Below are 26,877 nucleotides of genomic sequence, written 5' to 3'. Positions count from 1 at the left end.
ACAAAAAACGACCCCTGCCGCGCAAAAAAAAGAGGAACACCCCGTGGTGACTCCCCCCCCCCCCCCCCCCCCCCCCCCCCCCCCCCCCCCCCGCGGTACGTGCGCTCAGGCCCGGGTCAGACCCTGGGGGAAGCCGAACACCTCGTCCGGGTCGTAGTCGCGGGCGACGGAGCGCAGACGGTCCAGGTTCGGTCCGTAGTAGGCCGTCGGCCAGTCGGGCAGCGCCGGGTCGATGTAGTTCACATAACCGCCTCCCATGCCCAGGGAGGCGAGTTTGGTCACGACCTCGCCGACGCTACGCGTCACTTCGGCTTCGGACGCCGCCGTCGCGGCCGCGTAGATCTGTGCCGTGGCGAAGGCGTCGCGGTGCGGGAAGGCGGTCTGCTGGGGTCGCACGTCGGCCACCGCACCACCGAGCGGGTCGAGGATCAGACTCATGCCCGCACGGCCGGTGAGCAGGCCGACCACGGCGCCCGGATCGGCGGCGGGCGAGCCGAGGACCCGTGAGGAGGCGACGAAGGACTCCCGGTCGGGCTTGCCCGAGAAGAAGCGCATGGCCTTGAAGTAGTCGCGGTCCTCGATTCGTTTGGTCGGTACGACGCCGCAGCGTGCGATCAGGTCGTCCAGCAGCGGATGGCAGGCGGTGCTCGGGCCGACGAAGCAGCCGGCGACCGAGCAGCTCGGTTTGGTCCCGCCCGAGATGTTGCAGTTCGCCCACAGCTCACGGGGCGCTTCCTTGATCCACGGTTGCCATGCGGTCAGCACCGCCGGCACCGTGCCCTCGCGGAAGGCGAGCCGGAAGATCGTCAGCGCCGGAGCCGGATCGGTCTGGAAGGTGAACTGGGTGACGACCCCGAAGTTGCCTCCGCCGCCCCCGCGCAGCGCCCAGAACAGGTCCGGTGCCCGGGAGGCCGAGACGGTCAGGGACCGGCCGTCGGCAGTGACGATCTCGGCGCCCACGAGGTGGTCGCAGGTGAGGCCGAACTTCCTTTGCAGTACGCCGATTCCGCCGCCCAGGGTCACCCCGGCGATGCCGACGGTGAAGCAGGAGCCCGCGGGTATGCAGCGGTCCGCCTGGCCGAGGGCGCTGTAGACCTCCCGCAACGTGGCGCCGGCACCGACGGTCGCGGTGCCGTCCTCCCGGACGTTCACGGCCGACATACGGCGCAGGTCGAGGGTGAGCCCGCCGTGCGGCGCCGAGTAGCCGACGTAGGAGTGCCCGCCGCTGCGGGCGGCCAGCGGAACCCGGTGGGCGGCCGCCAGCACCGCCTCGCGGACGTCGGACACCGACTCGCACTGCGCCACCGCTGCGGGTACGTGGTCGTCGTTGAGCGGGTTGAAGAGCTTCCTGGCGTCCTCGAACCCGAGATCTCCGGGCCGCAGTAACGATCCGCGCATCCGTTGGCGGAGGCCTGCCCAGTCCACGTTGGCCTGGAGGGCAGCCGTTCGTGCCGCGGTCCAGGTGGTGGTCTCCTCGGCTTTCCGGGCCTTGGTGCCGGCCCGGGGCGCATGGAACAGGTGGTTCCGCGCCATGGTCACCATCTCCCTCTGGTGGTTCGAGGAAAGCGGGGGAGAACGGGCGAGCGCAGCTATCCGCACGTCCGTTCGATGCGGATACGTTCACGCTAACACGGTGTGATCACCCCCTCCAGTCGAGGAGGGAGTGCCCCGTCATGCGTCGGGCGCGCCAGGGGCGAAGTCCGCTGCCGCGCCGCCGTCATCACACTCCGTAGGACTTCTGGGAGCGGTTTTCGAGACACGCCGACTCGAAGGGGTGAATTCGTGCACCCATTGTGACGCCTCCGCCTCGCAGCCCGGAGTGAGGCGATCCTACGTTTGAGGCCTTCGGGGAGATATGCGTGTCCGCCCAAGGAAAGGCCCCTAGATGGACAACTCGACGGACCAGCAGATAGTCCAGGTGAAGATCCACCCGGCCATCGGCATCGCCCGCGTCGGCAACAGCCCCCAACCGCACTTCATCGGCCCCGAGTCACCGGACCAGCCGCCGCTGGCGCACGGCTCCTACAAGGACGCATCCGGGAAGATCATCCGGCAGGCCGCCCGCTTCCGGCTCTACGGCTACAACCAGGCGGGGGAGGTCGTGCGGGAACTCACCCTGGACGACCCGGACGTGACCGAGATCAAGTGGTCGGTGCACCTGGCCAACAAGAAGGCCGCCTGGTACCAGTTCCACATCCCGCTCGACATCCCCGAGGCCACCAGCCTGACGACCGACAAGCGGAGCCGGCGGAACGCCGACGTCACGGGCGCGGCGCGCAAGGGCCTCGTCAACGACCCCGGCCGCAAGACCCTCCGCGCCTCCGCGCACGAGACCGCCACCTTCGACGGCAAGATCATGCAGAAGCCGGTCTCCCTGGGCTCGGCCTCCACCCAGGACGACGGCCGGCTGCTGGTCGTCGGCGGCGTCGGCACCTCGGCCTCCTGGGTCCAACCGGAGAAGCCGATCAGCGGCGTCGCCAACAACGACACCTGGTACGACGACGTCTCCGACGGTCCGGTCACGGCGGAGGTCACCATCGGCGGCGCCACGAAGACGGCGTCCCCGGCCTGGGTCGTGGTCGCCCCGCCGCACTACGCACCCGGCGTGAAGACCGTCCGGACCCTCTACGACGTGCTCTACGACGTGTACGTCACCGAGCAGACGCTGCCGGTGGAGCCGAAGCCGTCGTATCCGGACGACATCGAACCGCTGCTGACCCGCTTCTGCGACCTGCAATGGGTCAACCACGGCTTCGCCACCCAGTTCGGCTGGAAGGGCCCGCACGACTTCCGCCACCCGGACATGCGCAGGCGGCTCGCCGACCCGGGCACGACCAGTCGCGAGCTGCGCCGCCAGGTCTACATTCACATGCGCGACTACTGCCGGGACGGGATGTCCCCGCTGCCCTGGCCGTGGCTCTACGGCGATGCCATGTCCAGCAAGCCCAACTCCGTCCGGCAGCACATCACGCTCTCGCCCACCCAGGACACGATGCTGGCACTGTGGGCCGAAGGCCACTTCACCACCGGCCCGCCCCGCAAGGGATACCCGGACGTCGATCAGGCGCCCGTCGCCGAACGGCCTGGCCTGCTGGACCGGGCCGCGCTGGAGAACTGCGCCGCCGACGCCTTCCACCCGGGCTGCGAGGTCACCTGGCCGATGCGGCACAAGACCATGTACTCCGAGCCCTTCCGCATCCTGCACCGCACGAGCCCGGAACCCGACTACGGCGATCACTTCAACCTCCAGGAGATGCTGGGGAAGAACGGTCCGCTGCACGCGCAGGGGCCGGGCGACCTCACCCGCTGGATGGCCGCCCCCTGGCAGTGCGACACGGCCAGCTGCCGCTCCGGTTATGAGGTACTCGCCAACCTGGGTCCCCGCTACAGCCCTTATCTGCCGACCTTCTGGCCCGCTCAGATGCCCAACCACGTACTGAAGATGTCGGACTTCACCACCGTCAACACCAAGCCGAGCGGCGGTGACGACACCGCCAGGGAGAAGGCCTTCGAGAACCGGGCGGTGTGGCTGCGCGGTCTGATCGGCACCGATTTCAACGAGCAGCGCCGGCAGATGATCAAGGACTGGTACAAGTTCGGCATCGTCGAGCCCCATGAGTACACCGTGGGCGACGGCAAGTTCCCCAAGTACATCCAGGTCGAGTCGGAGCCGGGATACGAAGGCGTCCCCGACCACGCCAACCTGATCAACATCCAGGTACCCGAGGCGGGCGTACCCCAACTGGCCGCCGTGGCCGGCACCTGGCGAGGCAGCATCCCGGCCGAGGACGTCGAGGCCGATCTCGTACAGCAGACCGTCCAGGAGGTCATGGCGGCGACCGGCCAGGACGAGGCGGCGATCGCCGCCGGATACCTGGAGAAGCTCGATCCCTTCCACGGCACCCAGCAGTGAGCCCCCCTCCCGCCTACGACGTCGTGGTCGCGGGTGGCGGCCCGGCCGGCTGCGCGGCCGCGCTCGCCCTCGTAGGGGCCGGGCGCACGGTCCTGCTGGCGGACTCGGGCACCGGCCCGCCCAAGACGGGCGAGGCCCTGGTGTCCGTGGGGCGGCTGATCCTGGCCGACCTCGGCGTCGCCGAGCCGGTCCTGGCCACCGGTCATCTGCCCTGCCACGGCAACCTGTCCGCCTGGGGTTCCACCGAACTGCACGCCGTGGACTCCCTCAACGACCCCTACGGCCACGGCTGGCACCTCGACCGCCCGCTCTTCGACCGGCGGCTGCGCGCCGCGGCCCGCGAGGCGGGCGCCGACGTCGCCGAGCACACCGCCGTACGGCGCCCCTCACGGCAGCCGGACGGCACCTGGCGACTCGCCCTGTGTGACCGCTCCGGCGGCGGCGGGGAGCGCACGGTCCGCTGCCGCTGGATGGTGGACGCCACCGGACGGGGCGCCGCGATCGCCGTCCGCTCCGGCGCCCGGCGGCGCCGCGACGACCGGCTGACCGCCCTCCACCTCACCCTCGACCCGGCCCCGCGGACCGCGCCCGACGGCCGTTCGCTGGTCGAGTCCGACAAGGACGGCTGGTGGTACACCGCGCTGCTGCCCTCCCGGCGGCGTCTGGTGGCCTACTTCACCGACCCCGACCTGCCCGGCGCCGCCGGTGGCGCCGAGCGGTTCCGCGACCGGCTGCTGGCGACCCGGCACATAGCGCACCGGGCCCGTCCGCACGGACTGAGCCCGCTGCCGCCACCCCGCCGAGCCCCCGCGCACAGCGCACATCTGGACCGGGTGCACGGCGACGGCTGGACGGCGGCCGGCGACGCGGCGGTCGCCTTCGACCCGCTCAGCTCACAGGGCATCCTCACCGCCCTCTACACCGGGCTGAGCGCAGGTGAGGCGGTGCACGCCCGGCTGCGCGGCGACCGGTCGGCGCTGGCCGACTACGCGGCGAAGGTCACCACCGCCCGCACCGCCTACCAGCACGGCCACCGTGCCGTGCACGCCCAAGAGACCCGCTGGAGCGAACGGCCCTTCTGGGCCCGGCGCCGGCGCGACACCCAACCGAGCCCCACCCGATGAAAGGCGACAACGCACCATGACCAGCCACCCCGATTCCGACCACGCGGAACACCAGCACATCCACCGCTTCCTGATCCTGGGCAAGGAGAAGCTCTTCTTCTACCACCTGGCGCTGTACAACCCGCAGTCCGGCCACAACTACCAGGCGGTGTTCAGCTTCACCATCAAGGACAGCGGTGAGCTGAAGAAGATGTACCTCGACGACCGGGCGAAGCACGAGGACCAGCGGGTCTTCTACTCGCTGCGCTGTCCGCACCACTTCGAGCTCCCGGAGCTGCAGAACGGCAAGCAGTTCAAGGTCCACCTGGAGCGGGTCGTGGTGAAGCCGGACGGCAGCCGGGACTTCCAGCAGATGACGACGGCCGAGACCACGGTGGACTGCAAGAAGGAAGACGTCCTGTCCTTCCGCAAGCTGGGCGACCTGTCCTACCCCGACTACCTCACCTATCTGGTGTTCGGCGAGGGCGACGAGATCCACCTCGCCCACCAGCTCGCCGAGCGCCCGAACTGGGACGAGGCCGTCACCATCGCCCCCATGAAGGCCATCGACGCGGCGACGCTGAAGAAGGTCCCGACCCTGGTCATCGACTCGATCCAGGATGCCCACGGCAAGCTGGTCGAGAGCCCGCTGAAGAAGGGCCAGCAGTACCAGGGCAAGCTCAACGGGAACGGCGCGACGGTCGACTTCACCGTCGGACGCCAGGGCTGGTGGAACCACACCAGCCTCAACAGCTGATCCGCACCGCACCACACCATTGAGTCTCTCCCTGGCCCGGGTCGCGGCACCGTTCGCGGCCCGGGCCAGCCGGAGGGACACTCCTGTCGCCCGGAGCTACCGGGTCCGCTCGTAGACCGTCACCCGGCGGCCTCCCGTCTCGGCGCCGCCGGTGGCGGTGAAGTGCCGGTCGAGGACGGCGCGTTTGACCAGGTCGCGTGGCGAGGGCGGAACCGGGGAGGGGCCTTTGTCCGTGCCGTCGGCGTCGCTGACGACGACGATGCGCCGGTGGGCGAGCATCGCGGCCCGGATGTGTCCGGGGGCCGCCTCGACGCCGTACAGCGTCCCGGAGGCGACGGGGCTCCTGGCCAGCGCGACATCGTCGAGCCCGCGGAACGCACCGGGCGTGACGAGCGCGGCATCCCGCCGCTGGTCGGGCAGGAACACCACGCCGTCCCCCGGGTGGGCCAGCTCCGCGACCTTGTGGGCGGCCACGCGTACGTCGTCCGTCCGGCTCGCCCAGGTCCGCAGGCCCGTCTCCAGCGGCAGCAGCGCCAGGAACACGACCGCCATGACCCCGGCGAGCAGCGTCCCGCCCCGCATCCGGCCCCAGTTGCGGCCCCGCGCCCGGCCGTACGCAGGCACCGCCCGCACCGCCCAGGCGACGGTGGAACCGACCAGCAGCGACAGCCCGATGTACGTGAAGAGCACATAGCGGTCGACATAGAGCGGCTCGACGAGCAACGAGGCCAGCAGCAGCCCCAGCTGCGGCACGGCGAGCAGCGGCAGCCCCACCGGGACCGGCGACGGCTCCTCCGGTGCGCGGCGCGGTATTCGGGCGCACACCAGGCCGACCGCCAGCATCGCGGTCACTCCCAGCAGGCTGGCGGCGGAGGCCGGCGGTATCCACGCCACCTGCGACGCCTGCGGACGGCTGGCGAGTATCAGCGGCAGCGTCCCCGGCACGAGCACCGCCGCGCTCGTCAACCACCGTGACAGCAGCGGGCGTCGGCCGCGGCGCCGGGCGAGGACGACGGTCACCCCGTGGGCCGCCCAGGCGAACAGCGAGAGCCAGTTGAGCAGCGCGGTGACGAGCATGACCGCCGCGTAGGCGCCCCAGCGCCACCCCCAGGCGTCCCACCACCGGCGGCCGTCGCGGGCGGCCGTGGGCCCCGCCGGGTACACCGCCCCCACCAGCAGCCGGGTCGCCACCGCCACCCCCGCCGCGACCAGCGCGAAGGAGCGTCCCTCCTGCGCATACCGCTGCATCACCGGCAGCAGGGCCAGCACCGACCCGGCCGCGAGTCCGGCCAGGGGCCCGGCGAGCCGGCGGCCGGTCGCCGCGGTGGCCGCCACGGCGACGACCAGGCCCAGCACCGAGGGCAGCCGCAGCGCCGCCAGGCTCGCCCCGAAGACCCCGAACACGGTGTGGATCAGCAGGTAGTAGAGCCAGTGGACGACATCCACCTGCCCGACCAGGTGCCAGATCTCGGGTACGGACCGCCGCGCCACCTCCCATGTGGCGGCCTCGTCCCGCCAGATGGCGCCCTGGCGGCGCAGTCCCCACAGCCCCAGCACGAGTGCCAGCAGCGCGGGCACCGCGCAGACCAGCAGGCTCCGCGCCCGGGATGCCCCTACGCGGCCGCGGGCGGCGCCTCCCCCGAGGACGGCAGCGGTTCCGTGGCCAAGATCGAGAGACATGCCGGGCACTCTATACTTGATGCATACATGGCACCCCTGAGTGTGCGCAGCTGCGCACGCCCCGATCACCCGGGGCCGTGGGGACCCACCACACCAGACGCCCCAGGACGATCCACCAAGACCGGGGAGACACCCCCTAGACTCGCCGGATGGCGAAGTATTTCGACGTGCACCCGGAGAATCCCCAGCGGCGCACCCTCAGCACTGTGGCCGACAGCATCCGCTCGGGCGCTCTCGTCGTGTACCCGACGGACTCCTGCTTCGCGCTGGGATGCCAGCTGGGAAGCCGTGACGGCATCGACCGGATCCGCTCGATCCGCAACCTCGACGACCGCCACCACTTCACCCTCGTATGCCAGAACTTCGCGCAGCTCGGGCAGTTCGTGCACGTCGACAACGACGTGTTCCGCGCCGTCAAGGCCGCGACCCCGGGCAGCTACACCTTCATCCTCCCCGCGACGAGGGAGGTCCCGCGCCAGCTGCTGCATCCGAAGAAGAAGACGGTCGGCGTCCGGATTCCCGACCATGTCGTCGCGCAGGCCCTGCTGGCCGAGCTGGGTGAGCCGTTGCTCTCCAGCACCCTGCTCCTGCCCGACGAGGACGAGCCGATGACGCAGGGGTGGGAGATCAAGGAGCGGCTCGACCACGTCGTGGACGCGGTGGTCGACTCGGGCGACTGCGGCACCGAACCGACCACGGTCATCGACTTCTCCGGCGGCGGATTCGAGATCGTCCGCCGAGGCGCGGGCGACACCGCGCGGTTCGAGTAGCCGCGGCCGGGGACTCGGTGCGGTCCCGCGCCGCGGTGCTCCCCGCGCGGCGGGGTCGGCCTGCGCCTAGCGTGGGAAGTCGGAGAGGAGTGAGCCATACCATGACCGATTTCCCCGAGGGCGCCCCCTGCTGGGCGGACGCCATGTTCAAGGACGTCGAGGGCGCCAAGAGCTTCTACGGCCAGGTGCTCGGGTGGACGTTCGGCGAGGCCTCCAGCGAGTACGGCAACTACATCCAGGCCTACTCCGGCGGCAAGGCCGTCGCCGCCGTCGTCCCGCCGATGCCCGGCAGCGAGGACTCGCCCTCCGCCTGGTGTCTGTACTTCGCCTCCTCCGACGTGAACAGGACCGCCGAGAAGATCAAGGGCGCCGGCGGCACCCTCCTCATGGAGCCGATGCAGGTCGGCCCCTTCGGCTCGATGGCACTCGCCAAGGAGCCCAGCGGTGCCGTCTTCGGCGTGTGGCAGGCCGGCGAGCACCACGGGTTCGAGAAGACGGCCGAACCCGGCGCGTACTGCTGGGCCGAGCTCTTCACCCGCCGGCCGGACGCGGCCGACGACTTCCTGAAGAAGGTCTTCCCCTACTCCGCCCGGAAGATGGAGCCCGGTGACGCCCCCGAGGCCCAGGGCATGGACTTCAAGGTCTTCAGCCTCGGTGGCACCGACAACCCGGTGCTGGGCCGGATGAAGATGGGCGAGGAGTTCCCGAAGGAGATGCCCAGTTACGTCCAGATCTACTTCGACGTCGAGAACTGCGACGACGCCGTCGGCAAGGCCAGGAAGCTCGGCGGCCGGCTGCACTTCGGCCCGATGGACACCCCGTTCGGCCGCTTCGCCGCCCTCACCGACCCGCAGGGTGCGGCCTTCGCGGTGATCGACATGCGTACGACGGTCGGCGAGATGCCGCAGATGCGCGAGGCGTAGCGGGCGTCAGCCCGTATCCCCGTCCCTGTGCGTGGCCCTGTTCCTGTCCGTGTCCGTGGCCGCGTTGCGTACGGCGTAACCGAGGGCGCGCTCGCCCAGCAACTCCTCGACGAGGTCGAGGAGTTCCAGCGCGGCCCCGGCGATCTCGTCGGGTTGCTCGCCCGCCTCGATGCGCCGGCCGATCTCGCTGTAGAGCAGTGCGTGGAACCAGCCGATCTGGCTGGCCACCAGGCGCGGTGTCTGGTCGCCTGGGGCGGCCGCGGTCTCCTCGGCGAGGACGTCGGCGAGCGCCTCGGTCATCTGCCGGCCGAGGTCCTCCAGGCGGGCGGTGAGGGTGGGGGCGGCCCGCATCATGGTGAAGACGCGGCCGAAGCCCGCGGTCAGGCCCACCTTGCGATCACGGCGGCGCAGTTCGCCCCGGAGATGGTCGAGTACGGCCCGCGCGGCGGACTCGCCCGGCTGCCGGCCGCGGACGATGTCGGCGAGCCGCTGCGGGGACGCCTGGTCGGGCGGCAGGACGAGGTCTTCCTTGGCCTCGTAGTAGTTGTAGAGGGTGTTGACCGAGACCTCCGCCGCCGCCGCGACCTCGGCGATGGTGACGTGGTCGAAGCCCCGCTCCACGAACAGGCCGATCGCCACGTCGGAGATGCGCTGCCGCGTCTGCCGCTTCTTGCGTTCCCGCAGCCCTTCGCTCATGCCGCAACCCTAATCGCCTCACCGCGGTGCACTCGCTACTGCGGTGCACCCGCTCCCTCCGCTCAGCCGAAGAACACCGGCAGCGAGGACCACCACGACTGACCCTCGGCTACCCCCGGCCCCGTCGACCGATGCGGCCGGACCGCACGCCGTCCGCGCAGGTGGGGAGGCCGGCCTCGCGGTCGAGCGGTTCAGTTGCACGGTCAACCACTTACCCGGGTCCTAAGCTGGGAAGGAGCCCATGTAGGGAGGTTCGCCGATGTCAACAGGCACCCTTCTGGCGATCATCATTCCCATCGTGGTGGTGCTCGCGCTGCTCGCCGTCGCGATCACGCTTTACGTGCGGCGACGCAACCAGCTCCGCGAACGCTTCGGCCCGGAGTACGAACGCACCGTCGAGTCCGCCGACAGCCGGCTGGCCGGTGAGCGGGAGCTGAGATCACGCGAGAAGCGCCACGATTCGCTGGACATCAAGCCGCTGCCCAGCAGCAGCCGCGAGCGGTACAGCCGCGACTGGGTCAGCGTGCAGGAGGAGTTCGTCGACCGTCCGGAGACGGCTGTGCACGATGCGGACCGTCTGGTGACGTCGCTGATGCACGAGCGGGGCTACCCGACCGAAGACTTCGAACAGCAGCTGCGGGACCTCTCCGTCGAGCACGGCCGCACACTGGAGCACTACCGCGCCGCCCATGAGGTCGACGCGCTCGGTACCCAGCACAAGGCGACCACCGAGCAGCTGCGGGGCGCCATGGTCCACTACCGCGCCCTCTTCGACGAACTGCTCTCCGACGGCGGCCAGGCACGCCACGCCCCCGCCTGAACGCACACCGCCCACCACGACACCCAAGGGACGAAGAAATGCAACGAGCACCCAACACCGGACGCGAGACGGGTGGACTGACCACCGAGGATCTGGCCCAGCCCGGCGGGCGCGAGCCGCCTCCGGACGAGGAACCGCAAGCAACCGCCGACGCACCCACCCTCCCCGGCGAGGCCACCGCCGCGCACACGCAAGCCTCGACGGCACCCGCCACAGAGGACGCAGGCGCTGCCGACGAAGAGGCTCCGCAGCTCCTCTCCTCCGAGGACGCCGACGGGTTCCGCAGCCGCTGGCAGGAGCTCCAGAGCAGGTTCGTGGACGACCCGCGCGACGCCGTACAGGGTGCCGACGCACTGGTCGCAGAGGTCATGCAGAGCCTTGCCGCGACGTTCGCCGACCACAAGCAGACGCTGGAAGAACAGTGGAATCGCGGCGATCAAGTGGACACCGAGGGCCTGCGCATGGCACTGCGCCACTACCGGGCCTTCTTCAACCGCCTGCTTACCGAGTAGCCTCGTCGACCGGCCAGGCGCCCGCCGCCACCAGATCGGGGCGACGGCGACCGAGCGTCCCTTTGACCACGCGCCGACCTGCGAAGAACCGGCTGCGCCCGGGTCACTGCCGTGGTGGCGGCGGGCCCTCCAGACTCGGCTCGGAGAACGCGGCGAGGTCGCGGCGGCGCAGCTCCTCTTCCTCGGTCTGTTCGATCCTGCGCATCGCGATACGCAGGACGGGGGGAGCCATCACCGAGGTCACGACCGCGACCAGGACGACGATGGTGTAGGTGGCCGTGGTCAGTACGCCCAGGCGCAGGCCCGCCGTGGCGACGACGATCTGGATGACGCCGCGTGCGTTCATTCCCGCGCCCATGGCCAGCGCCTCCCACACCCCGAGCCGGGCGAGACGAGCCCCGAGGAACGCGCCGGAGAACTTTCCGAACACGGCGACCGCCAGCACCACGAGCGCGGCGACCGCCACCACGGGATGAGCCAGGGCGGCCAGGTCGATGTGCAGGCCCGCGGTGGCGAAGAACAGGGGGGCGAACACCGCCATGACGACCGCCCGGAGCGGAGCGAGCTTCCTGAGGTCGACGTTGCTTGCGGAGCCGATGAGAACGCCGCCGATGAACGCTCCGAGCATGGCCTCGAGGCCGAGCGACTGCGTGGCGGCGGCGCCCAGTACGAGGACCGTCGTGACCACGGCGATCGTGGGCGCGGTATCGCCGGCCCGTTCCGCCATGGCCAGTGCCCGGCGAACCAGGGGCCGGACGACGGTCAGCGCCAGGATCACCACGCCCGCCATGTACCCGACGGAGACGAGCACATGGCCGGCCTGGACCTGGCTGCCGGCCATGGCCGACACCACCGACAGCAGCAGCCAGCCGATGGCGTCGTCCACCATGCCGGCCCCGAGGATGAGCTGCCCCACGGTGCGATGAAGCAGCCGCATATCGGCGAGGATCTTGGCGATCACGGGGATGGCACTGACGCACAGGGCCACACCGAGGAACGCCGCGAACACCGGCTGCTCGCTCTCCACGGCGACCAGTGACGACGGCAGCCAGAACCCCGCCGCCACCCCGAGCCCCAGCGGTACCAGCAGCCCGGTGGTGCCCACGGTCAGGGTCGCCGCTCTCCTGCGGCGCAGCATCTTGGTATCGATCTCGATACCGGTGGTGCCCACCAGGAGCACGACGCCGAGCTGTCCGATCGAGTCCAGGGGGCCGTGCGGCACGGCCGCGTCGGGCAGCCAGGACGACAGGGCGGGGACGGCGTGGCCGAGCACCGAGGGGCCCAGCAGGATCCCCGCGCACAGCTCACCGACCACGGGCGGCATGCCGACGCGTACGGCCAGCCGGCCCAGCACCAGGGCCGTGGCCAGCAGCACACCGGCCTGTACGAGAAGTCCGCCGCTCATTCCGCGCCGACCACTTCCCGTCGCCCGCCCGTCGCCCGCACGGCGGTCACGGCCTCGAAGACGGAGACCCGGTCCGAGATGTCGGGAAGCGGCCTGCGCCGCCGGAGGCCCCCCGGAGGCGTACCGATGTCCAGGGACCCCAGCAGCCGTTCCCCTTCCGCCATGTGTAACAGGCCGCGCGGTCCGGGGCTGGTGCACAGCCGGCCGGTACGCCAGATGCTGCCGTAGCCACGGGCGTGCAGCAGCATCATGAGCGCGTGCGTCATGGAGCAACTGGCGGCGAGCTGCTCCCATTCGGGAATCTTGTGTGCCGGAACGGGGGCGAAGACCAGCAGCGCCCGCAGCGGCGGCTCCGGGAGGCTGCCCGAGCCCTTCTCGACGGCGCGGGGTTCCCTGGGGTCCAGCGTGCGAGCCAGAGCGGCGCGCGCTTCACCGCGCACCAGTATCCAGCGCCAGGGGCGCAGTCCGCCATGATCGGGCGCGGTGGCCGCGCCGCGGAGGAGGTACCGGAACTCCTCGTCGCTCGGGGCGGGTTGGGCGAGTATCTGCTCGCTCCTGCGGGTGACGATCGCGGTCATGACGTCCATGGGGCGTCGGTTCCTTCCAGGTCGGGTGGCAGGGCGGAGTCAGGACCAGGCGACCAGATCACCCGCCGGGGTGAGGCCGAGGAAGAACGTCACGGTGATCCGCCGGCCCTCCCCGCCCTGTCCGTTCGGCAGCACGCGGTGGTAGTGGTTGGGGTTGAACAGCAGGGCGTCACCGTGGCCCGGGGCGATGGTGACGCGCCGACAGCCGTCCACCACCCGGGGGTCGTACCCGTACCGTTGGCGGTGGACGTCGTCGGCCGCCTCCCAGCGGTGCTGCCACAGGCTCGTCCCGCCGCCCCCTTCCGGTACCACCAGGTAGGCGTTGTAGGTGAGCTGGGAGACGATCTCCTGGTCGAAGAGGCCACCGGGGTATTCGAGGTGGATGTCGTCGTAGTGCAGCAGGGTGCCCGCGTTGATCTCGCGCATCATCCCCACGAAGGCGGGCCGCCCACCGATGGTGGCGATCGTCACCTCCGCCCCCCATGCCTCCCCGAGCATGTCCAGCGATATCAGGGCCGGATCCGGATCCATGCCGGCCTCCCGCCACATCCGCTCCGCGGCGTCGGCGTCCGGCCAGTAGCGTTCCGTCTGCAGCACACCCTGGGGAGTCCGGTAGTCGTTGAGGGCCGGGCCGAACCTCGTCATGGCGACCCGGACCGGGTAGTAGTCGACCGTGGGCAGACGGTGCAGTGCGGCCGTCATGCTCTCGAGGGTCGCCCGGTCGAAGAAGCCGGGAATGCGGGCCGCGGCGAGTTTGCCCGCCGCGATATCGGTGATGTGCTGCCTGGAGAAGGCGGAGACGTCCTCGGCGGAGAAACTCGGATCGAGTGCTGTGCTGGGCATCATGCCTCCACATCCGAAATCAGGACCGGGGGTGCCGGGTTTGCAAAAGGCAAGGCAGAGCAGCGACTTCGCACACGGGAACGCACGGGCTCCGGAACATTGGCGGCGCATCGGGTGGGGACGGGGCGGTCGTCAACTCCCGGCATGAGGAGCCTGGTGGATGTCGGACGCACCACGGTATGCCCCGCTGATTATTCGCGCGAGTGGGCGGGGTGGCAACGGGCTCCGGATAGAACGCGGTCGTCGAACCGTCGAGAGGTCGAAAATGGCCGTCGTGCGATTCACGCCACGTTAATCGAGCGATGGACTGGTGAGCGGCCCGGAAGATCCAACGTGTCGTACCTCGAACGCCCGTCTGCCCATACCCCGACAGTCGATCACCCGCCACTTCGTGGTCCGGCACCTGTCGCGCTTCCCCAACCCGCGATGAGTGCACGGAGATTGTCTCCCGAGTTGACCGGAATTCACGCCTTCATGTGATCGCGTGGTTGATCAGGGCCGGGAAACGCACCTACGGTCCTGAACGCGCGTTCCACCAGGCACCACCTCTGATCAGCGCAGCCGATCCCGCATTCACCAGCCGAACATCGGAGACCCTTCGTGAGCGGTAACGGACTTGGCCCCAAGAGTGTCTGCGCCCCGCTGGACGACAGCGAAATCCGCCGGATGTCGCACCATTACCACCGGTACGGCATCGCCACCGTAACCGACCTGATCGAAGAGCACACACGTCAACTGGTTCGCGCCGAAGCGGAACGCCTCCTCGAGAAGCACGCCGAGCGGCGCGATTTACGCCTCCAGACCACCGGCTACACCCGCCGCTCCATGTCCGTGGTGCCCAGCGAGATGATCGCGGCCAACAGTGAACTGGTGACCTCGCTCTATGCGAACCCCGACCTCTTACGCGCTCTCGAAGCCCTGGCCGGCGAGAAGTTGCACCCTTGCCCCAAGGCCGACGAGGAGTTCCTGATCACTCGCCAGGAACAGCGTGGGGACACGCACGGATGGCACTGGGGCGATTTCAGCTTCGCTCTCATCTGGGTGCTCCTGGCACCGCCGATCGACGTCGGCGGCCTGCTCCAATGCGTACCCCACACCACATGGGACAAGGCGTCACCGCGGATCAACAGCTATCTCGCCGAAAACCCCATCAACACCTACCACTTCGCTTCAGGAGACGTGTACTTCCTGCGGACCGACACCACGCTGCACCGCACGATCCCGCTGCGCGAGGACACCACCCGCATCATCCTGAACATGACGTGGGCGGGCGACCGGGACCTGAAACGCGAGCTCGACGCGGACGACCGGTGGTGGGACGACGCCAATGTCTCGGCGGCGGCCGCCATCAAGAAGTGACAGCACCCGACGCCGATTCCCGTCCACGAAGAGAGACGACGATGACCGAGCTGAACACGCCGGACTCCACCACCACAGCCGTATGGGACCACTTCGACAACGTCGAACCGGGAATCCGCCGCCGGATAGCCGTCCAGGACCCGGCAATCAAGGAATACCTGGACGGCATGCTGGCCCGCATCGCCGGGCACCGTGGTGTCGAACACCCGTACCTCAACGCCTACCGCACCACGCGGCTCTCCCCCGAGCAAGAACGCCTCATGTACAGCGAGTGCCACTACTTCTTTCGCCATCTCCCCTTCTACATCACCGGGATGGCGATCAAGACCCGGGACGAGATGATCCTCCGGGAGATCATCCTGAACGTGGCCGATGAGGTCGGCGGCGACCCGACGCACTCCGTCCTTTTCGGCGATTTCCTCGCCCGGATCGGAATCGACAAGGAGCACCTCGACCGTTACGAGCCGCTCGAGGTCACCAAGCGGCTGAACGACGGAATCCGGATTCTCTACACCGAATCGTCGATCCACAAGGCCCTCGGTGCGCTGTACGCCGACGAGACCATGTCGTCCATCATGGTCTCCAAGATCAATGACGGGCTGGGCAATCAGGGCTACGACAAGGACCTGCGCCACTTCTGGCAACTGCACATCGACGTCGAGGTGGGCCACAGCAACTCCGTCTTCAACGCGATCGCTCCCTATGTGGGATCGCCCGCCACCCGGACGGAGTTCGAGGAGGGCGCCTTCGAATTCCTGGGGCTCGTGGAGCGCTACTGGGACGGCGTGCAGCGGCTCGTGGGCCTCGAGGCATGACCCTCGAAGCATCCGGGGAGTCCGGGGACATCGGGTCGGCCCGCGGTCTGCGGCACATCGCCGCAGGCCGGCCCATCCCCGGCTCCATCCACTCGGTGTCCGTCTCGATCCCCGACGTCGAGGCGGTCGTCGGCTACGAGTCGGACGACGCGGCCACCCGGAGCCGCATCTCCTGGGGCTATCCGCGCTTCCGTACCCATCCGTATGTGACACGGGTGGCGGGACTCCTCGCGCAGGACGGCATCGGACCGGGCGAGGGCCTGGTCCTGGCCCGCTCGGCACGAGCCGCGGAGGCCGCCGCGGCGTACGCCGGACTCTCCCCCGACGCCGCGTTCGCCAGTCAGGGCCTGCACGGGGTGCGGCTCCCCGCCGACGGCCCCTCGGCCGGGCGGGTCCGTGCATACGTACAGCACACGGGCAGCCACCTGTCCTCGCGCGAGGCGGAGGACGTCCTGCTGGACGCCGGTCTGATCGAGAGCCGACAAGCCGAGGCCGCGGTGGAGGAGGCGCCCTCGCAAGCCGTCAGGGCCGTCCTCGCCCACGCCTACGGTGTGCGCGACACAGCGGACGTATCGCTGTACAACAGCGGCATGAACGCCGTGGCGGCGGCCATCGCCGCGGTCTCCGGGATCCAGCGGAAGAACGGCCGGCGCAGATGGCTCCAGCTCGGCTGGATCTTCTTCGACACCATGAGCCTGTTGGAGAAGCGCATCATCGACGTCGAACACACCACGGTCCCCGACCCGTTCGACCTGTCGGAGATCGCCCGTGTCGCCGACGCGCACGCCGGGGAGCTCGCCGGCATCATCGCGGAGGTCCCGAGCAATCCGAGTCTGCGCGCCCCGGACATCCCGGCCCTGCGGGAGATCGCCGCCCGGGCCGGCTGCGCGCTGGTGGTCGACGCGACGATCGCCACCCCCTACAACGTCGACGTGCTTCCCCACGCCGACGTGGTCTGCGAGAGCCTCACCAAGTACGCCACCGGATCGGCCGACGTCCTGATGGGCGCGGTCGTGGTCAACGCGGACTCCTCCTTCGGACCGGGCCTCCGCACCGAACTGCCGCGCCACGGCGACGAGCCCTACCACCGCGACACGGCACGCGTGGCGGCCCGGATCCGCGGCTACGCGGAACGTATGGACCGGGTGAACGCCAACACCCTCGCCCTCGCCGCCTGCCTCGAACGCCACGACCGGGTCGTCCGACGCGTCGACTGGGCCTACGACGCCCGTTCCGAGGGCAACTACCGCAAGGTCGAACGCCGGTCCGACGCACCGGGGGGCCTGCTCATGATGGACCTCAAGGTCCCGCTCGAGCAGGTGTACGACCGCCTCGCGGTCGCCAAGGGCCCCAGTTTCGGTGCCGAGTTCACGATGGCGTCACCACAGATCTTCATCGCGCACTACGACCTGCTCTCGACGCCGGAGGGCCGTGCCGCGCTGCGCGCCAGGGGGCTGCACCGGGACATGCTGCGGATATCCGTCGGCACCGAGGAGCCGGAGCGCATCGTGGAGACCTTCGAGCAGGCCCTGCGCCCCCTCTGAACGAGATGAACCGCCCTGGTCGCGCGGGGCGGTTCATCCTCTTCTCCAGCAGGCGTCCCTCAGGCACGCATCAAGGACGCCTTCGCCGCCTTGCTGTACGCGTCGGCGGCCTCGAAGGTGGGCGCCAAGGCGGTCAACTCCACGAAGCCGCAGGACTTCAGGGCCCCCAGCACATGCAGGGCCACGCCCTCGCCCTTGTCCTGCTGGTAGAGCAACCCCTCCGCACGGAGCCGCTCGACAGCGGTCCGCGGGTCGATCCTGCCGAGCGCCTCCGGTTCGTGCAGCCGCCCGTGCACGTAGGACATCGGCCGTCCGTCGCTCCGCCGCAGCAGTCCGTCGTCCCCGACCTCATTGCCCACGAGTGCCTCGGCGTACTTCAGCACATGGCTGGGACCGACCTTGCGCAGGTTGATCTCCACCGCGAGCGGCCCGCGCCCTCCCGCGATCACGAAGTCGATACCGAACGTGCCCCGGTGACCGAGCTCGGCCAGCACCGCACCCGTGCGCGCGACCGCGTCGTTGATGACGGGCCGCCACCGCTCCTCCGCCGGGAACCGGCACCCCCAGTACTGGCCGCCCGACAGCACCTGGTCGTGGCTGGCGACCACCTTGACCGTGCCGTCCGCGCGGATGTCCCCGAGCCCGCTGGGCGACGAGGTGACGTCGTCGAGGAACTCCTCCACGATCGCCCCTCCGTCGGCGAGCTCCCGGTAGAAGTCGTCGGAGGGCATCCGGATCACCTCGGCGGCCGCGAGGAGATCCCCCGTGCTGCCGAGCTTGTCGCAGTCGACCAGCACATTGCCGATCGACGCGGCATAGGTGTCCGGGCTCAGCTTCACCATGACGCGCCGCGCCCGGCGCGGGCCCGAGGCGAGCCGCTCGATCTCCCGTACCACGGCCTCCTCGCTGCGCAGCTCCTCCGCCGTCCCATCGGGTACCGCGACACCGGCGCGCAGGAGGATCTCCTTGCCGCCGGCCTTGCTTCCCCAGCGCGCGACGAAGGACCGGTGGCCCTCTTCGAGATCGGCACCGACCCGGCGGGCCAGCTCGTCGAGGGAGTCGGAGGCCATGAAGTGGACGATGGACGTCCGCGCGCTCTGCTGCGCGGCGCCCCGCAGCGCGTCCACGATCCGCTCCTCCTCCAGGACCAGATCATCGAGCGGGCGCGGCTGGTGGGAGCCCGGCGTCAGCAGGGTCAGCCGCTCACGGGCGCTTTCGACCATGCGGTCGTCGAACCGGAAGACGTCGCGGAAGTGGTACTCGAGCGTGTAGGGATCGACTGGTTCCGACGTGATGACGACAGCCCGCACCGCCGGGTCGCGGAGTTCCCACAGGAAACAAAGGCTCCGCTCCGCCGAGTAGCGAAGGTACGACACCTCCTGCAGTATCCGGTCGGCGTAGTTGAACGCATAGATCAGAATCCGCGTGAAGTCGAAATCAGCCATAAGAAGCGCTCTGCCTCGCTTGTCTGGGTTGCGGCCGACGGTCCGCACAGATCCATACGGACCGGGTGCTCCAGGCGAGGCTACGAGCTTGTCGGTAAAAGTGGGATCGGAATTACCCGTTCCGGTGATTTCTCGCAAAAAAGTACGAGTGATCACCGTGAAGTGTGTGGCCAGAAATGACCCGACACCCCTTTATTTGCGTCTGGGGCATTTGCTCCGGACATGCGTCGGTGACACGATCGGGCTCGTGAAGATCCCGAAAGCCATCTGGGCTCTGGCCCTTACTGTCTTCGCGTGGGCGTCGGCCTTCCCCGCCATTCGCGTGGGCTTGGAGGGCTTCGGTGTCGCCGGTCTCTCGCTGGCCCGCCTCATGGTCGCCTCGGTCGCCCTGGCGATCGCGGCACCGTTCCTCGGCGTACGCACACCGCGCCGCCGCGACCTGCCCATGATCGTGCTGTGCGGTGTCAGCGGCATGTCGGCTTACCAAGTCCTTCTGAACTGGGGCGAGGTGCACGTCCCCGCCGGCACCGCGAGCCTGCTCATCGCCGTCGCACCGGTGTTCAGCGTGCTGCTCGCGGCGGCCTTCCTCGGGGAGCGGATCACCTGGTTGAAGGCCGTCGGCAGCGTGGTGGCGATCGTCGGCGCGGCGGTGATCGCGGTGGCCGGAGGTCACGCCCAATACACCGCGTCGGCATGGGTCGTCCTCGCCGCGGCCGTCGTCCAGGGCGTCTACCACTTCGCGACCAAGCCCCTCCTGGCCTGGTACACCGGCCTCGAGGTCGCCTGTTACGCGATGTGGGCGGGAACCCTCTTCCTGCTCCCCCTCTTCCCCTGGATGGTGCACGGCTTCGCGACCGCGTCGGCGGCGTCACTGGCGTCCACCGTCTTCCTTGGACTGTTCCCCTCCGCGGTGGGCTTCGTAGTCTGGGGTTACGCGGTCGCCCGGCTGTCCATCGCCTCGTCCACCGCGGCCCTGTACCTCGTGCCACCGGTCGCCCTCGTCGTCGCGTACGTATGGCTGGGGGAGGTGCCCTCCCCTCTGGCGCTGGTCGGCGGGGCGCTCGGGATCACGGGCGTCGCACTCATCAACCGCCGTCCGCGCCGGGCGGCTTCCGGCGACGCCCCCGACGCGCTGACCGGAGAGCCCGAAACGGCCCACACGGACGAGTGGGACGGGGCGGGCGGGAAGGAGCCGCCGGCCCAGCACAGAACGGCGCGACCGGCCGAGCGGCACGGACCGGCGGCACCCGGGCTCAAATAATTCGCCATTTCCACCCCTCGATCTTCTCCTGTAGCGCACCATGAGCACTCTCCCGCAGCACACCGTGAGCCATATGGAAGGCACCCCAAAGACAGTGGGCACGCAGAACAACGTCTATCTGACCCAGACGTACACCTACGAGGCCAAGAGCAGGATTCTGAGTTGCGCGTCGAGCGCCGCCGGGATTCGCCTGGCCCTGGTGGACAACATTTTCCATCCGCAGGGCGGAGGACAGCCGAGCGATCGGGGCTGGGTCGACGATATTCCCGCGTCCCCCGTCCGCGACCCCGAATCGGGACGGGTCTACGTCGAACTGGTCCCGGAATCCGGGAACGAGCCCCTCGGATTCTCCGAGGGCCAAGTGGTCACGGCGGCCATCGACGCCGAACAACGCCGCCTGCATGCCGCCCTCCACACCGCGGGCCACCTGGTCGACGCGCTGATTCGCCCATTCGGGGTGCGGCACGTGGGCAGCAACCACTTTCCCGGTCAGGCTCGGGTCGAATACGAGCTGGAGGGCGCGGAAGTGGACAAGGAGCAATTGGCCGATTCCCTGCGGGAGGGAGTGGCCAAGGCCCTCGCACAGGGCCTCCCGATCAGCTCCGGCGAGTGCGACGGGCGGCGGACGATCACCATCGAGGGGCTCGCGACGGAGTTCTGCGGTGGCACGCACGTCACGGATCTGAGCTGCCTCACCGACGTCTCCATCCGCTCCGTCAAAATCAAGTCGAGCCGGCTGAAGGTCGGCTACGAGGCGGTCCACGTGGCGCTCGGCTGATCGGCACCGGCCCGGGCGTCGGTGGGGCGTCCGTCCCGCTCGTGACCGAAGCCGCGCGCCAGGAAGAGGCCGCAGCCACTGCGGAGATGCGTTGCCGTGGCTGCGGCCTCTTGCGTTCGCGCAGCCCTTCGCCCCTAACCGGTGGCCGGGCCGCGCGGCGAAGGGAATTCCGTCGGGAGCCAAGAGGCGGAGTCCCGGGCCCGGGCCGTGAGATGGGCGACATAGGCGTGGCGGACCTCTGCCGCGGTGGCGAATCCGGGCTCGTCGGTGAGCCAGGCGTCGGGAACGGCGGAGAGCACTTCGTGCAGCAGATCCGTGGTGACGCGGGAGGCGAACTCGGCGTCGGCCGCGGCCATGTCGGGCTGTCGGGTGCCGAGCGCGTGCCGCCGGAAGTCGTACGCCTTCGTGGTGGTGTCGGTGGCGGTGTCCCAGCGGTGGTGGAAGACGAGGGCGGCGCCGTGGTCGATGAGCCACAGGCGGGGGCGCTGGTGGCCGGAGGTCGGCCAGGTCATGAGGTTGGGGCTGTGGATCGTGCGGTCGACGTTCGCGGTGAACGCGTCCAGCCAGATGACCCTGGCCGCCTCCGCCGGATCGACCTCGACGGCGTCCACGGCGTCGGGGGTGAAGTCGGCCGCTCCCGGCAGATAGTCCATACCGAGGTTGAGCCCCGCGCTGGCGTGCAGCAGGTCCTGTACTTCCTGGTGCGGTTCCTCCGCGGCGACCGAGGGGTCGAAGTCGACCAGTACCAACTCCGGTACCCGCAGGTCGAGTCGCCGTGCCAGCTCGCCGACGACGACCTCGGCGACGAGCGCCTTGCGCCCCTGCGCCGAGCCGGTGAACTTGACGACGTACGTCCCCAGGTCGTCCGCCTCGACGACGCCGGGGACCGAGCCCCCGTTCCGCAGCGGGGTCACGTACCGGACGGCGGTCACCCTGCGCAGCGCGTCCGACGCCGTGGTGGTCATGGCTTCCCGCCCCCTGCTTCGTCATGGGGCCCACCGGGCCCGCTTCGTCATGGGCCCACCGGGCCCGCCTCGGACAGTAATAGTGAAGCCTACTGCAAATATGCAGTGCATTATAGTTTTTTGCACGTTGCGTGCGCCGACCGCGCGCGCTCTCACACGACGGACCGCTTCGACGGGAGATGCGAACCTGGCGACGCCGAAGGCGCACGATGCGGCGGTGCAACGAGCCAATGAGGCCCTTGGGACGTACACGCTCTCGGGCGAGGGCTGGCGCCGCAGCCCCAGTGAGACCTTGCAGTGCGTCCTGGCCGATCTGCTGCACTGGTGCGACGACACCCAGCGCGACTTCGACGCCGCCCTGGCGCGGGCGCGAACCCGGCACGCCCGGGAAGTCGGGCGGGCGGCCGGCTGAGGCCGGGGCGCGCAGGTCGCCCGGGGTGCCGCCCGGGGCCGGGTGTCGGGCATCCGGCCCCGGGCGGCCGTGGACCGCACGGATCAACTGGTCTGGCAAGTCAGCTGGTTTCGCGGGTCAGCTGGTCTTTGCGAGGCCCTTGAGGAAGCCCATGCTGGGCATGAAGAAGTATTCGCCGCCCTTCATGTGCACGGACTGCTTCAGGCTCAGGGTGACCTTCTTGTCGGAGCCGTACTTCGCGGGCCACTGCTGGGCGACCGGCTTGCCCTGGCCGACCACGGGGTCCAGGCCGGTGGGCGGTTTCGGCTGGACGAATTCTGGGGCGTTGACCCAGGCCGACTGCATGAACTCGAACTGGTTTTGAATGTTCCCCTGGACACACAGGAAGAGCAGACCGACCTTGCCCTTCTGCTCATAGCTGATGGCCCGGCGGGAAATGCGGTGGGTTCGCTCCTCTTTGAGCGTCCCGCCCAGCTTGGTGGTGTCTCCGCGTGGGTTCGTCTTGCGGATGTGCGACTGGAACGGGCACTTCAGTCCGTCGGTGTCGGCGCTGAAGTTGAAGTTGTTGGGAATGTCCTTGTCGGCGCCGTCGGGAGTCGCGTGCTCCGAGACCGGGAATCCGTCGGGGAAGCGTCCCACCAGGTAGGCGCCCGCCAGTTCGCGGTCGGCGTGGTTGGGTTCGGTCCGGTTGTCCTCCTTCGCCAGGGCCTTGGCCAACTCATGCCGGTCCATGTTGAACTGGTCGACGTTCTGTTCGAGCTTGCGGTACACCAGGAATGTTCCGTAGCCGGTCTTCGAGTGCCCGCCGGGGTCCTTGACCAGGGCGAGCTTGAGCGGCGCCCCGGGGTTCCACTGCTTGCTGTTCTTGGGGATGTCCTTGGCGAAGAACAGCGGGTCGCTCACGCCGTCGACGAAGCCGAAGTGCTCGTGGACGGGGCCGTTCTTGCCGCGCCGCAGGGCCCGGCCGACCTCGGTGTGCACCACCTTGCCGGCCTTGAGGGAGCTCGCGATGGCCTTGGCCTCGGCGGCGACCTTGCCGGGGTCGTCGTCCGCGATGACGACGAGCGCGTGCAGGTCCTCCTTGAAGGGCGTCTCCCAGTCCTTCCGGGGAGGGTCGGCGAGCCTGCTCACCGCGCCGGCGGCGCCGTTGCCGAACGTGGTGTCCGTCGGCTTCTTGCCGCTCAGGCCGAGGGCGTCGTACCCCTTGGCCGACAGCATGACGTTGACGAAGATGCTGCTGGACTTCTTGGACAGCTCAACACCGAGATACGCCTCGGGGTCCTCCTCCTTCTTCGACTTCTCGAAGATTTCGGCGCGGGTGCGTGATTCGTCCCACTGCTTCAGCGCGGATGTCACCTTGGTCTTGCTCAATTCGCCGAGCCAGGCTCTGGCTTCCTGCGCCTTTGTCGCGTCGAATTTGATGAAAAGGTGCCGGCTGTGGTCCCGGCCGTGGCTCTTCAGGATGTTTCCCTGAATATCACGGAGGAGGGCCTTCTCCTCGGTGGTGAGTTTTCCCTTCGGGTCCGTGGGGCCGATACCGGTTTCCTTGTCGAAGTCGACGTCCATCGATTGCTCCTTTCGTTCGGGTTCGGGAAGGGCGGCAACGCCGCGCTTCCCGCATTCCCGATCGGGAGCTGCTCGCCACGGTGGGGGCCGGCAGATCCCCCGTACGTCCGTGCGATTCATCCATATGGCCACGTCATATGACAGAACTCACCGCCGTCCCGCTCCATTTGACCGGTACGCCGGGCGGCCCGGAGCTGGAGCCGCCCTTCGGGCCGTGGGCGGGCGCCGGCTCACCCGGGCGGCGTGGCCCGAGCGCCCGCTGCGCCGTCCGAGTCGGCGCCGATGAGCAGGGCGATCAGTCGTTCCGCCGGTTCGCGGGGGTGCGGGGCACCGGCCCAGCCGGTCATCAGCAGATGGTGCAGGGTGCCGACGAGAGCGAGTGCGACGGTCGCGGTGTCGGTGCCGTCCGTGAGGCGCCCGAGCCGCCGTTCGGCGTCCAGGTACTCGGTGATCGCGTCCTGCATCGCCGCGAAGCCCGGCGCGCCGGCCTCCAGCGCCCGGCGGATCCGGAGGGCGGCGCCGGAGCGGGTCATGGCGAGGCCGATGACCGCGGGTTCCAGGGAGTTCAGCAGGGCGAGGGCGACCGCGACGAGGTTGTCGGCCACGGTTGCCCGACCGGCGCGCCCGGGGAGTCGCGCGGCTTCCCGGGCGGTGCGCGCGAGCCGGTCCAGAGCCAGCTCGGCGACGAATTCGTCCAGGCCGTCGAAGTGCGCGTGCAGCAGCCCCTTGGCGCAGCCCGCCTCGGTGGTGATCGCTCGGCTGGTGAGAGCGGCCGGACCCTCGCGGGACAGGACCCGCTCCGCGGCGGCGAACAGCCGCTCGCGAGGGTCGGGGATCGCTACCCCACGTGGTGACATGAGACCTCTCCTGGTACGTGCTCGCGGTGAACACTCCGGCACACAAAGGGCGTTGCCAGTATGGGCAAGCGCCCATACTGTTTGGGCGAGCGCCCATTCTAGGTCGCGGCAGACAAGGCAGCCAGCAGGAGGTCACGGATGCAACACCTCGTCAACACCGATCAGGCGCAGGCATGGAACGGCTACGAGGGCACCCACTGGGCCCGGAACCAGGACCGCTGGGACGCCGTGAACGGGGGCTTCGACACCCCCCTGCTCACCGCCGCCGCCCTCACCGAGCGCGACCGCGTCCTGGACATCGGCTGCGGAGCCGGGAGCACGACCCGGCTCGCCGCACGCCGGGCCGCCCGCGGCAGTGCCCTGGGCCTGGACCTCTCCGCCCCGATGCTGGCGCGCGCACGCCGGACCGCGGAGCTCGAAGAACTGGGCAACGTGGCCTTCGAGCAGGGCGACGCGCAGGCCCACCCCTTCGAGCCGGGCGCGTTCGACGTCATGATCAGCCGCTTCGGAGTGATGTTCTTCGCCGACCCCGTCGCCGCCTTCGCCAACATCGGGCGGGCCCTGCGCCCCGGTGGCCGCCTCGCCTTCGTCTGCGCGACGCGTGCCGAGGCCAACGAGTGGCTGCGGGCCGTCGCCGCACTGCGCGACATCCTGCCCATGGGGGGCTTCGGCGCGCCGGGAGGCCCGGGGATGTTCTCCCTGGCGGATCCGGACCTGCTGCGCGAGGTGCTGTCCGCCGCCGGGTACCAGGACATCGAGGTGGCCGGGACCGAGGCCTACGGGACGTGGGGGCGCGACGCCGCCGACGCGGCCGCCCTGCTGCTGGAATCCGGCCCCGGACGCCACCTGACCAGCCAGGTCGGACCGCAGGAGCAGGAGCGCGCACGGAAAAGGCTCATCGACATCCTGCGCCCCCACGAGGACGACGGCGCGGTACGCCTGCGCAGCGCCGCCCTGCTGGTCACGGCCCACCGTCCCGGCCCTGACCCATCGGACACTCCCTAGCCCGGCCGCCCGACGGCGGCGGACGCAGGAGAGCCGGCGGGCCGGTGGACCCGGCCGCTGAGCAGACTGCCCGCGCCGGGCACGAACGTCGCAAGGTCCAGTGCGGTCAGGATGCGGTACGCCGTGGCGGTGGCCGCCGAGAGCACCGGCAGGCCCGCCGCGTCCTCGACCGGCTGGATCGACGCCAGCGACGGCATCTGGACGCAGGCGGAGAGGACCAGCGCGTCGGCCCGGGAGAGGTCCAGGCGCCGCCAGTGTGCGCGCAGGTCGGCGGGGTCGAGGCGGGCCACCGCCAGATTGTCCGGCACCTCCAGGCTCAGCGCGTCCACCACCTCGGTGCCCGCGTCCTCGATGTACTCCGTGACCAGGCGGGTCAGCGGCTTCATGTACGGAGTGATGATCGCGACCCGCTGCGCCCCCAGCGCCCTGATCCCGTCGAGCAGGGCCCCGGCGCTGGAGACGACCGGGGCCGGCGCACCCTGGTCGCGCAGCACGGTGGCGATGTCTTCCTCCGCGGTGCAGTGGTGCCCCGGGCCCTGCGCCATGATCGCCACGAGGCAGGCCGTGGCGACCACGTCGGGCCGCGCGTCGGCGAGTTCCAGGGCGGCGCGTCCGGTCTGTGCGTTCATGGCGCGCAACTGCTCCGGCGTGACGTGCTGCAGGCGCATCCGGCTGCTGTGGAAGACGAACCGGTCCTCCGTCAGGACGGACTCCCGCGCACGCAGCATGCGCGGCAGCTCCGTTTCCATGGTGAGGTTCGAGCTGGGCACGATCAGGCCGATGTGGTGGTCGGGGCGGGGCACGGGCATCCTCCGGGTTCCGGTGTGCAGACGGTCGTTGACGAGCGGGACCGGGACCCGT

The 26,877-nt window shown here is 69.9% G+C and carries 25 protein-coding genes; 14 read left to right on the top strand and 11 right to left on the bottom strand.

Features of this window, described 5'->3' with window-relative positions; translation table 11 throughout:
- Positions 1-105: 105 nt before the first annotated feature.
- Complete coding sequence (locus AC0680_RS26640) at positions 106-1,533, bottom strand: FAD-binding oxidoreductase (protein ID WP_478633294.1); 1,428 nt, start codon at positions 1,531-1,533, stop codon at positions 106-108.
- 352 nt (positions 1,534-1,885) lie between these two features.
- Between AC0680_RS26640 and AC0680_RS26635 the strand changes: the two genes are divergently transcribed.
- The 3 genes from AC0680_RS26635 to AC0680_RS26625 are packed head-to-tail and all read left to right on the top strand — an operon-like array spanning position 1,886 to position 5,773.
- Entirely contained in the window at positions 1,886-3,913 is a 2,028-nt protein-coding gene (locus tag AC0680_RS26635) for a LodA/GoxA family CTQ-dependent oxidase (RefSeq protein ID WP_478633292.1), read from the top strand.
- Positions 3,910-5,037 carry an NAD(P)/FAD-dependent oxidoreductase gene (locus AC0680_RS26630; protein WP_478633290.1) on the top strand — a complete coding sequence of 376 codons (1,128 nt, stop codon included), beginning with the start codon at positions 3,910-3,912 and terminating at the stop codon, positions 5,035-5,037. The genes AC0680_RS26635 and AC0680_RS26630 overlap by 4 nt, the downstream gene beginning before the upstream one ends.
- 16 nt (positions 5,038-5,053) lie before the next feature.
- Positions 5,054-5,773 (top strand): hypothetical protein, encoded by a 720-nt coding sequence (locus tag AC0680_RS26625; RefSeq protein WP_478633287.1) that lies wholly within the window; start codon positions 5,054-5,056, stop codon positions 5,771-5,773.
- 96 nt (positions 5,774-5,869) lie between these two features.
- Here the strand turns inward: AC0680_RS26625 and AC0680_RS26620 are convergent, their stop codons facing one another.
- Positions 5,870-7,453: a glycosyltransferase family 39 protein gene (locus tag AC0680_RS26620; protein ID WP_478633284.1), complete on the bottom strand. Its 1,584-nt coding sequence runs from the start codon at positions 7,451-7,453 to the stop codon at positions 5,870-5,872.
- A gap of 149 nt (positions 7,454-7,602) precedes the next feature.
- Here AC0680_RS26620 and AC0680_RS26615 point away from each other — a divergent pair, with 149 nt between their 5' ends.
- The gene (locus AC0680_RS26615) at positions 7,603-8,223 is read left to right on the top strand and encodes an L-threonylcarbamoyladenylate synthase (RefSeq protein WP_478633282.1); all 621 of its coding nucleotides are present in this window, start codon (positions 7,603-7,605) and stop codon (positions 8,221-8,223) included.
- A 101-nt stretch (positions 8,224-8,324) separates the two neighbouring features.
- The gene (locus AC0680_RS26610; RefSeq protein WP_478633280.1) at positions 8,325-9,146 is read left to right on the top strand and encodes a VOC family protein; all 822 of its coding nucleotides are present in this window, start codon (positions 8,325-8,327) and stop codon (positions 9,144-9,146) included.
- A 6-nt stretch (positions 9,147-9,152) separates the two neighbouring features.
- Here AC0680_RS26610 and AC0680_RS26605 read toward each other — a convergent pair whose 3' ends face one another.
- Positions 9,153-9,842 carry a TetR/AcrR family transcriptional regulator gene (locus tag AC0680_RS26605; protein ID WP_478633277.1) on the bottom strand — a complete coding sequence of 230 codons (690 nt, stop codon included), beginning with the start codon at positions 9,840-9,842 and terminating at the stop codon, positions 9,153-9,155.
- A 259-nt stretch (positions 9,843-10,101) separates the two neighbouring features.
- On the opposite strand from AC0680_RS26605, the gene AC0680_RS26600 reads away from it, so the two are divergent.
- Both AC0680_RS26600 and AC0680_RS26595 read left to right on the top strand, forming a co-directional pair.
- Complete coding sequence (locus AC0680_RS26600) at positions 10,102-10,662, top strand: hypothetical protein (protein WP_478633274.1); 561 nt, start codon at positions 10,102-10,104, stop codon at positions 10,660-10,662.
- Between the two features lie 38 nt (positions 10,663-10,700).
- The gene (locus tag AC0680_RS26595) at positions 10,701-11,174 is read left to right on the top strand and encodes a hypothetical protein (RefSeq protein WP_478633271.1); all 474 of its coding nucleotides are present in this window, start codon (positions 10,701-10,703) and stop codon (positions 11,172-11,174) included.
- Positions 11,175-11,277: 103 nt separating this feature from the next.
- Here AC0680_RS26595 and AC0680_RS26590 read toward each other — a convergent pair whose 3' ends face one another.
- From AC0680_RS26590 to AC0680_RS26580, 3 genes are read right to left on the bottom strand one after another with little or no spacing between them, the layout of a single operon-like run.
- Positions 11,278-12,579: a cation:proton antiporter gene (locus AC0680_RS26590; protein WP_478633269.1), complete on the bottom strand. Its 1,302-nt coding sequence runs from the start codon at positions 12,577-12,579 to the stop codon at positions 11,278-11,280.
- Positions 12,576-13,166 carry a nitroreductase family protein gene (locus AC0680_RS26585; protein WP_478633266.1) on the bottom strand — a complete coding sequence of 197 codons (591 nt, stop codon included), beginning with the start codon at positions 13,164-13,166 and terminating at the stop codon, positions 12,576-12,578. Before AC0680_RS26585 ends, AC0680_RS26590 begins: the two co-directional genes overlap by 4 nt.
- Positions 13,167-13,205: 39 nt before the next feature.
- Entirely contained in the window at positions 13,206-14,009 is an 804-nt protein-coding gene (locus AC0680_RS26580; RefSeq protein ID WP_478633263.1) for a 2OG-Fe(II)-dependent halogenase WelO5 family protein, read from the bottom strand.
- A 600-nt stretch (positions 14,010-14,609) separates the two neighbouring features.
- Here AC0680_RS26580 and besD point away from each other — a divergent pair.
- Genes besD through besB form a run of 3 tightly spaced genes read left to right on the top strand, consistent with a single transcriptional unit; the run spans position 14,610 to position 17,727 of the window.
- The gene (gene besD / locus AC0680_RS26575; RefSeq protein ID WP_478633260.1) at positions 14,610-15,368 is read left to right on the top strand and encodes an L-lysine 4-chlorinase BesD; all 759 of its coding nucleotides are present in this window, start codon (positions 14,610-14,612) and stop codon (positions 15,366-15,368) included.
- A 41-nt stretch (positions 15,369-15,409) separates the two neighbouring features.
- Positions 15,410-16,183 carry a 4-chloro-allylglycine synthase BesC gene (gene besC / locus AC0680_RS26570; protein ID WP_478633259.1) on the top strand — a complete coding sequence of 258 codons (774 nt, stop codon included), beginning with the start codon at positions 15,410-15,412 and terminating at the stop codon, positions 16,181-16,183.
- Complete coding sequence (besB, locus tag AC0680_RS26565) at positions 16,180-17,727, top strand: L-2-amino-4-chloropent-4-enoate dechlorinase/desaturase BesB (RefSeq protein WP_478633257.1); 1,548 nt, start codon at positions 16,180-16,182, stop codon at positions 17,725-17,727. Before besC ends, besB begins: the two co-directional genes overlap by 4 nt.
- Before the next feature lie 59 nt (positions 17,728-17,786).
- Here the strand turns inward: besB and besA are convergent, their stop codons facing one another.
- Positions 17,787-19,172, bottom strand: a complete 1,386-nt coding sequence (gene besA, locus AC0680_RS26560; protein ID WP_478633255.1) for an L-propargylglycine--L-glutamate ligase BesA — start codon at positions 19,170-19,172, stop codon at positions 17,787-17,789.
- Positions 19,173-19,419: 247 nt separating this feature from the next.
- Here besA and AC0680_RS26555 point away from each other — a divergent pair, with 247 nt between their 5' ends.
- Together AC0680_RS26555 and AC0680_RS26550 are read left to right on the top strand one after the other, a co-directional pair.
- A complete protein-coding gene (locus AC0680_RS26555; RefSeq protein WP_478633252.1) occupies positions 19,420-20,433 on the top strand; it encodes a DMT family transporter in 1,014 nt (337 codons plus the stop codon).
- Between the two features lie 94 nt (positions 20,434-20,527).
- Positions 20,528-21,211: an alanyl-tRNA synthetase gene (locus tag AC0680_RS26550; RefSeq protein WP_478633249.1), complete on the top strand. Its 684-nt coding sequence runs from the start codon at positions 20,528-20,530 to the stop codon at positions 21,209-21,211.
- Between the two features lie 134 nt (positions 21,212-21,345).
- Here AC0680_RS26550 and AC0680_RS26545 read toward each other — a convergent pair whose 3' ends face one another.
- Positions 21,346-22,176 (bottom strand): HipA family kinase, encoded by an 831-nt coding sequence (locus tag AC0680_RS26545; RefSeq protein WP_478633247.1) that lies wholly within the window; start codon positions 22,174-22,176, stop codon positions 21,346-21,348.
- A 217-nt stretch (positions 22,177-22,393) separates the two neighbouring features.
- Between AC0680_RS26545 and AC0680_RS26540 the strand changes: the two genes are divergently transcribed.
- Entirely contained in the window at positions 22,394-22,588 is a 195-nt protein-coding gene (locus AC0680_RS26540) for a hypothetical protein (protein ID WP_478633245.1), read from the top strand.
- A gap of 117 nt (positions 22,589-22,705) precedes the next feature.
- Here the strand turns inward: AC0680_RS26540 and AC0680_RS26535 are convergent, their stop codons facing one another.
- The gene (locus tag AC0680_RS26535) at positions 22,706-24,154 is read right to left on the bottom strand and encodes a Dyp-type peroxidase (RefSeq protein ID WP_478633243.1); all 1,449 of its coding nucleotides are present in this window, start codon (positions 24,152-24,154) and stop codon (positions 22,706-22,708) included.
- Between the two features lie 230 nt (positions 24,155-24,384).
- Positions 24,385-25,011, bottom strand: a complete 627-nt coding sequence (locus AC0680_RS26530) for a TetR family transcriptional regulator (protein ID WP_478633242.1) — start codon at positions 25,009-25,011, stop codon at positions 24,385-24,387.
- A 138-nt stretch (positions 25,012-25,149) separates the two neighbouring features.
- Between AC0680_RS26530 and AC0680_RS26525 the strand changes: the two genes are divergently transcribed.
- Entirely contained in the window at positions 25,150-26,016 is an 867-nt protein-coding gene (locus AC0680_RS26525) for a class I SAM-dependent methyltransferase (protein WP_478633239.1), read from the top strand.
- Here AC0680_RS26525 and AC0680_RS26520 read toward each other — a convergent pair.
- The gene (locus tag AC0680_RS26520) at positions 26,013-26,819 is read right to left on the bottom strand and encodes a maleate cis-trans isomerase family protein (RefSeq protein WP_478633237.1); all 807 of its coding nucleotides are present in this window, start codon (positions 26,817-26,819) and stop codon (positions 26,013-26,015) included. The two genes, AC0680_RS26525 and AC0680_RS26520, sit on opposite strands and share 4 nt — an antisense overlap.
- Positions 26,820-26,877 lie beyond the last annotated feature (58 nt).

This window comes from Streptomyces sp. NPDC043738 (assembly GCF_056436545.1).
This window is presented reverse-complemented; position numbering and strand designations above follow the sequence as displayed.

Coding starts and splice junctions, on each gene's coding strand:
- AC0680_RS26640 (WP_478633294.1), bottom strand. CDS start 1,533: ATGGCGCGGAACCACCTGTTCCATGCGCCCCGGGCCGGCACCAAGGCC.
- AC0680_RS26635 (WP_478633292.1), top strand. CDS start 1,886: ATGGACAACTCGACGGACCAGCAGATAGTCCAGGTGAAGATCCACCCG.
- AC0680_RS26625 (WP_478633287.1), top strand. CDS start 5,054: ATGACCAGCCACCCCGATTCCGACCACGCGGAACACCAGCACATCCAC.
- AC0680_RS26620 (WP_478633284.1), bottom strand. CDS start 7,453: ATGTCTCTCGATCTTGGCCACGGAACCGCTGCCGTCCTCGGGGGAGGC.
- AC0680_RS26615 (WP_478633282.1), top strand. CDS start 7,603: ATGGCGAAGTATTTCGACGTGCACCCGGAGAATCCCCAGCGGCGCACC.
- AC0680_RS26610 (WP_478633280.1), top strand. CDS start 8,325: ATGACCGATTTCCCCGAGGGCGCCCCCTGCTGGGCGGACGCCATGTTC.
- AC0680_RS26605 (WP_478633277.1), bottom strand. CDS start 9,842: ATGAGCGAAGGGCTGCGGGAACGCAAGAAGCGGCAGACGCGGCAGCGC.
- AC0680_RS26600 (WP_478633274.1), top strand. CDS start 10,102: ATGTCAACAGGCACCCTTCTGGCGATCATCATTCCCATCGTGGTGGTG.
- AC0680_RS26595 (WP_478633271.1), top strand. CDS start 10,701: ATGCAACGAGCACCCAACACCGGACGCGAGACGGGTGGACTGACCACC.
- AC0680_RS26590 (WP_478633269.1), bottom strand. CDS start 12,579: ATGAGCGGCGGACTTCTCGTACAGGCCGGTGTGCTGCTGGCCACGGCC.
- AC0680_RS26585 (WP_478633266.1), bottom strand. CDS start 13,166: ATGGACGTCATGACCGCGATCGTCACCCGCAGGAGCGAGCAGATACTC.
- AC0680_RS26580 (WP_478633263.1), bottom strand. CDS start 14,009: ATGCCCAGCACAGCACTCGATCCGAGTTTCTCCGCCGAGGACGTCTCC.
- besC (WP_478633259.1), top strand. CDS start 15,410: ATGACCGAGCTGAACACGCCGGACTCCACCACCACAGCCGTATGGGAC.
- besB (WP_478633257.1), top strand. CDS start 16,180: ATGACCCTCGAAGCATCCGGGGAGTCCGGGGACATCGGGTCGGCCCGC.
- besA (WP_478633255.1), bottom strand. CDS start 19,172: ATGGCTGATTTCGACTTCACGCGGATTCTGATCTATGCGTTCAACTAC.
- AC0680_RS26545 (WP_478633247.1), bottom strand. CDS start 22,176: ATGACCACCACGGCGTCGGACGCGCTGCGCAGGGTGACCGCCGTCCGG.
- AC0680_RS26535 (WP_478633243.1), bottom strand. CDS start 24,154: ATGGACGTCGACTTCGACAAGGAAACCGGTATCGGCCCCACGGACCCG.
- AC0680_RS26530 (WP_478633242.1), bottom strand. CDS start 25,011: ATGTCACCACGTGGGGTAGCGATCCCCGACCCTCGCGAGCGGCTGTTC.
- AC0680_RS26525 (WP_478633239.1), top strand. CDS start 25,150: ATGCAACACCTCGTCAACACCGATCAGGCGCAGGCATGGAACGGCTAC.